Origin of the sequence: Pelagibius sp., from assembly GCF_028281305.1 — a bacterium.
Classification (GTDB): Bacteria; Pseudomonadota; Alphaproteobacteria; order Kiloniellales; family Kiloniellaceae; genus Pelagibius.
This window is the reverse complement of the sequence record NZ_JANQKD010000130.1, coordinates 1-7,140: the sequence shown is the minus strand read 5'-3', so window position 1 is coordinate 7,140 and position 7,140 is coordinate 1. Positions and strand designations below refer to the sequence as shown.

The following is a 7,140-nucleotide window of genomic DNA, read 5'->3' as shown; positions in this document are numbered from 1 at the left end:
CGCATGCGCAGGCCCTGGGCCCGCTCGACCACGATGGAGCCGATGTTGCCGCAGCCGATGACCCCCAGCACCTTGCCGGTCAGCTCGGTGCCCATGAAGCGCGACTTCTCCCACTTGCCGGCCTGGGTCGAACGGTCGGCGGCGGGGATCTGGCGGGCCAGCGCGAACATCATCGCAATGGTATGCTCGGCGGTGGTGATGGAGTTGCCGTGCGGCGTGTTCATCACCACGATGCCGCGCCCGGTGGCGGCGGGAATGTCGACGTTGTCGACGCCGATGCCGGCACGGCCGACGACCTTCAGGTTGTCGGCCGCGGCGATGATCTCCCCGGTGACCTTGGTGGCGGAGCGGATGGCAAGGCCGTCGTACTGGCCGATGACGGTCTTCAGTTCTTCCGGCGTCATACCGGTCTTCACGTCCACTTCAAGCCCACGCTCGCGGAAGATCTCCGCCGCGCGCTCGCTCAGTTTGTCCGAAATCAAAACCTTGGGCATAGCGATGTCCCTTGTCCTCGGCGCCGCGGCGTCTGCGCGGGGCCGGATGATGTCTCTAGATGTAGGGCTGGATGCCGGTCAGGCCGCCGCTTTCTCCGATTTCACCAGGCCGTAGGCCCAGTCGAGCCAGGGCAGCAGCGCGGCCATGTCCGCGGACTCCACGGTGGAGCCGCCCCAGAGGCGCAGGCCCACCGGCGCGTCGCGGTAGCCGCCGATGTCGAAGGCGATGCCCTCGTCCTCCAGCAGCGCGGCGATGCGCTTGGCCGCGGCGGACTGGCCGTCGCCGTCCAGCGCCAGGAACCAGGGGTCGACGATCTTGAGGCAGATGGAGGTGGAGGAGCGGATCTCTGGGCGCGCCGCCAGGAAGTCGGCCCAGTCGGAGCGGGCGACCCAGTCCTCGACCGCCTGCAGGTTGGCCTGGGAGCGGGCGATGAGCGCCGGCAGGCCGCCGATCTCCTCGGCCCACTTCAGGCCGTCCAGGGCGTCTTCCACCGCCAGCATGGAGGGGGTGTTGATGGTCTCGCCCTTGAAGATGCCTTCGATCAGCTTGCCGCCCTTGGTGAGGCGGAAGATCTTCGGCAGCGGCCGGTCGGGGGTGAAGCTTTCCAGCCGCTCCACCGCGCGGGGGCTGAGGGCCAGCATGCCGTGGGCCGCCTCCCCGCCCAGCACCTTCTGCCAGGACCAGGTGATGACGTCGAGCTTGGCCGCCGGCAGCTCCATGGCAAAGGCCGCCGAGGTGGCATCGCAGAGGGTCAGCCCCGCGCGGTCGTCGGCGATCCAGATGCCGTCGGGCACTTTCACGCCCGAGGTGGTGCCGTTCCAGGTAAAGACCACGTCGCGGTCGCTGTCCACCTGGTCGAGGTCCGGCAGCGCGCCGTAGGGCGCCTCCAGGATGCGCAGGTCGTCCAGCTTCAGCTGCTTCTGGGCGTCGGTCGCCCAGCCCTTGCCGAAGCTTTCCCAGGCCAGCACGTCGACGCCGCGCGGGCCCAGCAGCGACCACATCGCCAGTTCCACCGCGCCGGTGTCGGAGGCCGGGACGATGCCCAGGCGGTAGTCCGCCGGCAGCCCCAGCAGCGCCTTGGAGCGCTCGATCACCTCGGCCAGCTTGGCCTTGCCCACCTTGGCCCGGTGAGATCGGCCCAGGGACGCCTCGCTCAGACCGCTCAGGGACCAACCCGGGCGCTTCGCGCAGGGTCCCGAGGAAAAGCAAGGGTTCCCAGGCCGGAGGGCCGGGCGGGCGGCATTCATGAGGCTGCTCCTTAAAACGCTTCGGGTGCCGCGGGACCGGACCGGTCCGCCGTCACCCCGGTTGACGGAACGGCGCCCCAAGGCCGGGGCGCCGAAAGAGGCGCGATACTAGCACCATGCTGCACTGCGTCAATTGTCCAAACGCCGCAAACCGGCGCCAAAGCGTCGCAGACGGCAAAGTTGACCAAGGGGTCAGAAAAGGCCGCGCCACGACGCTTCGCGGCATCGCCGCACGGCCGCCTCTGGCGCCAAAACGCGGTCTCGGCGATACTCTTTCTCAGCTCAGGGGTTATGCGTTCTCTGTGCGGATAGAGGGCAAAGCCACGGCGAGGAGCAGTGACAGGATTCAAACAGATCATCGCCGACGACTGGGCGCCAGGGCCTTTCCGTAGCGTCGCCGCCATCCGGGCGACGATGGCGGAGTTGGTGTCAATATACGGTTTCGAGCCGGACCGCATCGAAGAGGACGGTCTCGGGTGGGTCCAGTACGTCCTCCTGGAACTGCGCGACGGCACGCGGTTTATCCTCGAATGGGGCGAACAAGGGCCCACAACCGATGTCACGGTAAGTGTCGACGCCCGCGACCCTGCCTACGGTGCGACCTTACAGAAGCTGCTTTCGGTCCTTAAGCTCGACCAATCGGTTGTCGTTGGTCAATTGCAGGACGGTCACTACGACGGCCTTCTCGAACGGCAGAGCCAATTGGGAGTCCCTAAATGATCCATCGCTTGCTCGTTGCCTTCAGCTTCTCCTTCCCACTATTGGTCGCTGTGAGCGATGCCTTAGCGCGAACCGGAATGAGTTGACTAGATCGGACTGCCGCCCGTGGACTGGATTGCAGTGTTTTTCCTAGAAACAGCGCCTAGCATCGCCGGCATCGTCTTACTAGGAGCCATCGTGATTCTCATCCACAGCGGCATTAAACTCAACGACAGCTTTCACAAACCACATCCGAGCTGGCGTGAACACGCTGCGGATTTCTTTGTTCCTTTTCGTTTTCTGTTTCGCAGGAATCAGCCACCTCAGAAATGGAAGTACATCGACCGCTTCCTCTATAGTGCGCTGCTGGCCGCCATTTGTTTCATCATATTGGGCCTTTCCGAGCGACTCTCAGGGACCCCGGCCTGATTGCAGCCGACGGAACACCGTTTCGGCGTGACACTCGTGATGTGGCGCTATGCTGGCTTCTGCGCCAGGATGTGGATGGCGGTGAAGGTCATCACCACCTCGCCGATCTGGTTGAAGACTTCGTAGTCCATCAGCAGCGTGCCGCGGTCGGGCTTAGATTTCGAAGGGCGCATCTCCTTTACCGTCGCGGTCACCCGCAGCGTGTCCTCGGGGCGCACCGGGCGGACCCAGCGCAGTTCGTCGAAGCCGGGCGAGCCCATGGAACAGGCGTTGATGACATTGGCCTGGTAGAACAGGCGGAACGCCAGGGACAGGGTCTGAAAGCCGGAGGCGATGAGGCCGTTGAAGGGCCCCTCCTCCGCCGCGCGCTTGTCGAGATGGAAGGGCTGGGGGTCGTAGAGCAGGGCGAAGTCGAGGATCTGGGACTCTGTGATCGTGACGCCCTTGCTGTGGAACTGCTGGCCGGGCTCGAAGTCGTCAAAGTAAAGCGCTTGCACCGTAGTGCACCTCTCGAAACGTAGATCGGGTGTTGCGGCAGAAAGGGGGTCAGGCGCCCGCCGGGCGGATAGCCGGCGTGGTCCGGGCGCTCATTCCCAGGGCTCCCCGTTCTTGTGGGTGAAGAGCCACTGGCCGTCGCGCCGCACCAGCGCCAGGTCGATATCCGGGTAGTGCGCCTCGTCCTCGTCAGAGCGGCTGCCGACCTCCAGATAAACCACCCAGGCCTCGCTGCGGTTCACCAGATGATGGCCGTCGGCCTTGCCGGCGGGAAAGCCTGCAACCATGCCGGCGCGCAGGACTTGCTCGCCGCCGTCGGTCACCAGCGTCACCTCGCCTTCGAGGACATAGACGAATTCGTCCTCCTTTGTGTGCCAGTGGCGCTGGGACGACAGCGCCCCCGGCGGCAGGCGCACGAGGTTGACGCCGTACTGGGTGAGCCCCAGCGGATCGCCCAGTGCCCGTTTTTCGCGGGCACCGCAGGAGTCGCGGAAGGGCGCGGGATAGGAGGAGCCAAGGCGCGGCTCCAAAGTGGAAGGGTCGAGCGCCGGTGCAACCGGCGCGTCCGAATTTTTTTTCATGCCGCTGATCTCATCTGAAGTCTGATTGCGGCAGAGCAGTCTACACCCGAATGCGTCCTTCGAGATAGAGGGCGGCCTTGCCGGTGAGCAGGACGCGTTCGCCCCTGTGCTCGACGGTCAGGCTCCCGCCGCGTGCGGAGATCTGCCGCGCCTCCATCACCGTCTTGCCGAGACGCTCCGCCCAGTAGGGCGCCATGACGCAATGGGCCGAGCCGGTCACAGGGTCTTCCGGGATGCCGGCGTGGGGCGCGAAGTAGCGGGAAACGAAGTCGCAGTCCTCCCCCTCCGCCGTGAGGATCAACCCTTTGACCGGCAGGTGCTTGATGCGCTCCATGTGGGGTTCAGCCTCCCGCACCTCGGCTTCGCCGGCCAGCACGGCCATCATCTTCTCCGAGGCCAGGACCGCCTGGGGCCGAAAGCCCAGGATCTCGAAGACCGCGTCGCCGTCGTTGAAGGGCTCCGGCGGCTGGGCCGGAAAGTCCATGGTGAAGGCCTCGCCCTGCCGGCTCACGATCAGCGGGCCGCTGGCCGTTTCGAACTGCACCCTCTCCGTCTCCGGCTTCAGCAGCCTGGTGATGACAAAGGCCGAGGCCAGGGTCGCATGGCCGCAGAGCCGGACCTCGAAGGCCGGGGTGAACCAGCGCAGGTGATAGCCGCTGCCGTTCGGCACGAAGAACGCCGTTTCCGAGAGATTGTTTTCCTGCGCGATCGCCTGCAGCGTCTCGTCGGGCAGCCAGTCGTCCAGCGGGCAGACTGCCGCCGGGTTGCCGGCGAAAACGGCATCGCTGAAGGCGTCGACCTGGTAGAGCGCGAGTTCCGTCATGCGCGGTATCTCCTGTTCGAACTGCGGGTCTCAGGGACGCCAGAAGGGCTTCTGGACCTCGCGATCCGCCTCGGCACGGCCGATGCCCATGTCCTTCAGCATCCGCTCGTCCATCTGCGCCAGATGGGCTCGGCCGGCGGCGCGCTCCTGCCAGAGCGCCAGGGCGTCCAGGGCGCGGATCAGCCAGCTTCGCGCCACAACGCCGGATCCCGGGCGCAGCCTTGGGCCCGACGTTGAGACCGTCGCGCGGCCGGGCCGCCGCTGGCGGTCCGAACCCGGACGGCCCAGCCGTCCCGGGGAAACCGGAGGCTTCAAAATTGTATCCATTTTATCCTCCAAAATCGCTAAATTGTATCCATCAATATCTCGGACAATGTATTTATTGTTGCGCTCTGTAGGGGTCAATTGTATTATTGTCATCATGACAAAATGGACTCCCGAACTGAGCAGCATCGAGGGCCCGCGCTACCTCGCCATCGCCGAGGCGCTGGCCCGGGACATTGCCGGGGGCCGGCTGAAGGCCGGCGACCGCCTGCCGACCCACCGCGATCTGGCCTGGACCCTGGGAGTGACCGTCGGCACCGTCAGCCGCGCCTACGCGGAGGCGGAGCGCCGCGGCCTGACCACTGGTGAGATCGGCCGCGGCACCTTCGTGAATGTGCCGGCGAGCAACGAGAACCTGCACCGCTGGCACGACCGGGCGCCGGGGACGATCCACATGCGCTCGGCGCCGCCGATGCCCGGCGCCGACGAGGGCGTGATCGCCGAGGTGATGGCGCGCGTCGCCAGCGGACCGCGCGCGCTGGAGATGATGGCCTACCAGACACAGCGCGGTCTGATCGAACACCGGCAGGCCGGGGCTGACTGGATCAGCCGCGCGGGCTACCGGGTGCAGGCCGAAGAGCTCACGCTAACCGCCGGCGCCCATCACGGCGTGATGGTCGCCCTGGCCGCCATTACACGGCCGGGAGACCATATCGTCTGCGATTCCCTGACCTATCCGGGGATCCGCAGTCTCGCCCGCCTGCTCGGTCTGCGTCTCGAAGGCCTGCGCCGCGATGCCGACGGTCCCCTGCCGGACGCCTTCGAGGAGGCCTGCCGCACCCACGATACGAAAGCGCTCTTCGTCTGCCCCAACCAGCACAATCCGACCAGCCTGACGATGTCCGAGGACCGGCGCCGCGCGCTGGCCGCGGTGGCGCGGCAGTTCGGCGTCGCGATCGTCGAAGACGACACCTTCGGCCAGTTGGACGGAACGGAACCGCTGCCGCTCACCACCCTGGTGCCGGAGCTGGGCTTCTACGTCGTCGGCATGTCAAAGACCGTCGCTGCGGGCCTGCGCATCGGCTATGTGGTGGCGCCGGAAAAGGCGCGCGAGCGCGTCGGCAGCGCGGTTCACAGTTCCTGCTGGATGGCCTGCCCCTTGACCGGCGAGATCACCGCCGAGCTGATCCGCAGCGGGGCTGCCGCCGAAGTCCGTGCCGGACGCAAGAAGGAGGCCGTGGCGCGCAGCGCGGTCGCCCGCGGGGTCCTGACGGGCTGGGACTTCGACTGCGCGGAGGGCGCCAACTTCCTTTGGCTGCGCCTGCCCGAGCCCTGGCGCTCCAGCGAGTTCGCCGAAGAGGCGGAGCGCCGCGGCGTCCTGGTCACGCCCAGCGATCCTTTCATGGTCGGCCGCCGCGAGAGCGCGCCGGCGGTGCGCGTCTGCTTCGGCCCGCCGCGCGACCACGGGGAACTGCGCCGCGGCCTTGCCATCCTGGCCGAGCAGCTCAGCGAGGGCCCCGGCTACACGCTCAGCAACGTGGTCTAGCCCCGCGAGGGGCCAATGTGCCGAGCGGCGCGGAGCGTATGTCATGCGGCCTCTCGGCGGCACCGCATGACATAGCTCACGCACCGACGCCTTTGAGATTACTGGGCGCCGATGGTCACGCCGGCAGGCGTTGAGGCCTCAAGGCTCGCATCGGCGACGCTGCGGATGAGCGGCCAGTTGTTCTCCGCACCTCGGATGAAGCCAGGCACATCCTTTTTCCAGCGCGCCTGAATGTTCTTGTTCAGGTTCAGGTAGAGCTTGCCATCGACAATGGCCCAGGCGTTGGGATCGCCATCAAACTTGCGGCCCATCGCCGTCCCGAAGGCGCAGTATCCGCCGTACTGGGGTGCGTATTGCGCCGGGTCCGCGGTGAAGGTGTCGCGGTGCTCCGCAGAGGCAAAGCGATAGGTGGCGCCTTCATACTGCGCGGTAAACTGATCGTTACCTGCCACCGGCTTTCCCTGGGTGAAGTAAGCCACGACGTCATAGCCATGCACGGCGTAACCTTCCACGATGTTGACCTCGGTCTCTGCCGCTGCCAGCTCTACCGTCGCCGGCACC

At 66.4% G+C, this 7,140-nt stretch carries 10 protein-coding genes; 3 read left to right on the top strand and 7 right to left on the bottom strand.

All coding sequences use genetic code 11. The features are described from left to right. A partial coding sequence (locus Q0982_RS23580) for an NAD(P)-dependent oxidoreductase (RefSeq protein WP_299400443.1) occupies positions 1-494 on the bottom strand: 494 nt, incomplete at its 3' end. A gap of 78 nt (positions 495-572) precedes the next feature. Beyond that, positions 573-1,742 carry a phosphoserine transaminase gene (locus Q0982_RS23575; protein WP_299400441.1) on the bottom strand — a complete coding sequence of 390 codons (1,170 nt, stop codon included), beginning with the start codon at positions 1,740-1,742 and terminating at the stop codon, positions 573-575. A gap of 336 nt (positions 1,743-2,078) precedes the next feature. On the opposite strand from Q0982_RS23575, the gene Q0982_RS23570 reads away from it, so the two are divergent. Both Q0982_RS23570 and Q0982_RS23565 read left to right on the top strand, forming a co-directional pair. Continuing rightward, positions 2,079-2,462 (top strand): hypothetical protein, encoded by a 384-nt coding sequence (locus tag Q0982_RS23570; RefSeq protein WP_299400439.1) that lies wholly within the window; start codon positions 2,079-2,081, stop codon positions 2,460-2,462. Between the two features lie 105 nt (positions 2,463-2,567). Next, on the top strand, positions 2,568-2,870 hold the full coding sequence (locus tag Q0982_RS23565) for a hypothetical protein (RefSeq protein WP_299400437.1): 303 nt from the start codon (positions 2,568-2,570) through the stop codon (positions 2,868-2,870). Positions 2,871-2,917: 47 nt separating this feature from the next. On the opposite strand, the gene Q0982_RS23560 is transcribed toward Q0982_RS23565, so the two are convergent. The 4 genes from Q0982_RS23560 to Q0982_RS23545 all read right to left on the bottom strand — a co-directional run bounded on the left by Q0982_RS23560 (position 2,918) and on the right by Q0982_RS23545 (position 4,967). Further along, a complete protein-coding gene (locus Q0982_RS23560) occupies positions 2,918-3,367 on the bottom strand; it encodes a MaoC family dehydratase (RefSeq protein ID WP_299400435.1) in 450 nt (149 codons plus the stop codon). A gap of 90 nt (positions 3,368-3,457) precedes the next feature. Then, positions 3,458-3,946: a cupin domain-containing protein gene (locus Q0982_RS23555; protein WP_299400433.1), complete on the bottom strand. Its 489-nt coding sequence runs from the start codon at positions 3,944-3,946 to the stop codon at positions 3,458-3,460. Between the two features lie 40 nt (positions 3,947-3,986). Further along, entirely contained in the window at positions 3,987-4,769 is a 783-nt protein-coding gene (locus Q0982_RS23550) for a PhzF family phenazine biosynthesis protein (protein ID WP_299400431.1), read from the bottom strand. A gap of 30 nt (positions 4,770-4,799) precedes the next feature. Continuing rightward, positions 4,800-4,967, bottom strand: a complete 168-nt coding sequence (locus tag Q0982_RS23545; protein WP_299400429.1) for a DUF1127 domain-containing protein — start codon at positions 4,965-4,967, stop codon at positions 4,800-4,802. Positions 4,968-5,190: 223 nt separating this feature from the next. On the opposite strand from Q0982_RS23545, the gene Q0982_RS23540 reads away from it, so the two are divergent. Continuing rightward, positions 5,191-6,579, top strand: coding sequence for a PLP-dependent aminotransferase family protein (locus Q0982_RS23540; RefSeq protein WP_299400428.1), 1,389 nt, complete (start codon positions 5,191-5,193; stop codon positions 6,577-6,579). 98 nt (positions 6,580-6,677) lie between these two features. Here Q0982_RS23540 and Q0982_RS23535 read toward each other — a convergent pair. Next, a partial coding sequence (locus Q0982_RS23535; RefSeq protein ID WP_322097100.1) for a YHS domain-containing (seleno)protein occupies positions 6,678-7,140 on the bottom strand: 463 nt, incomplete at its 5' end.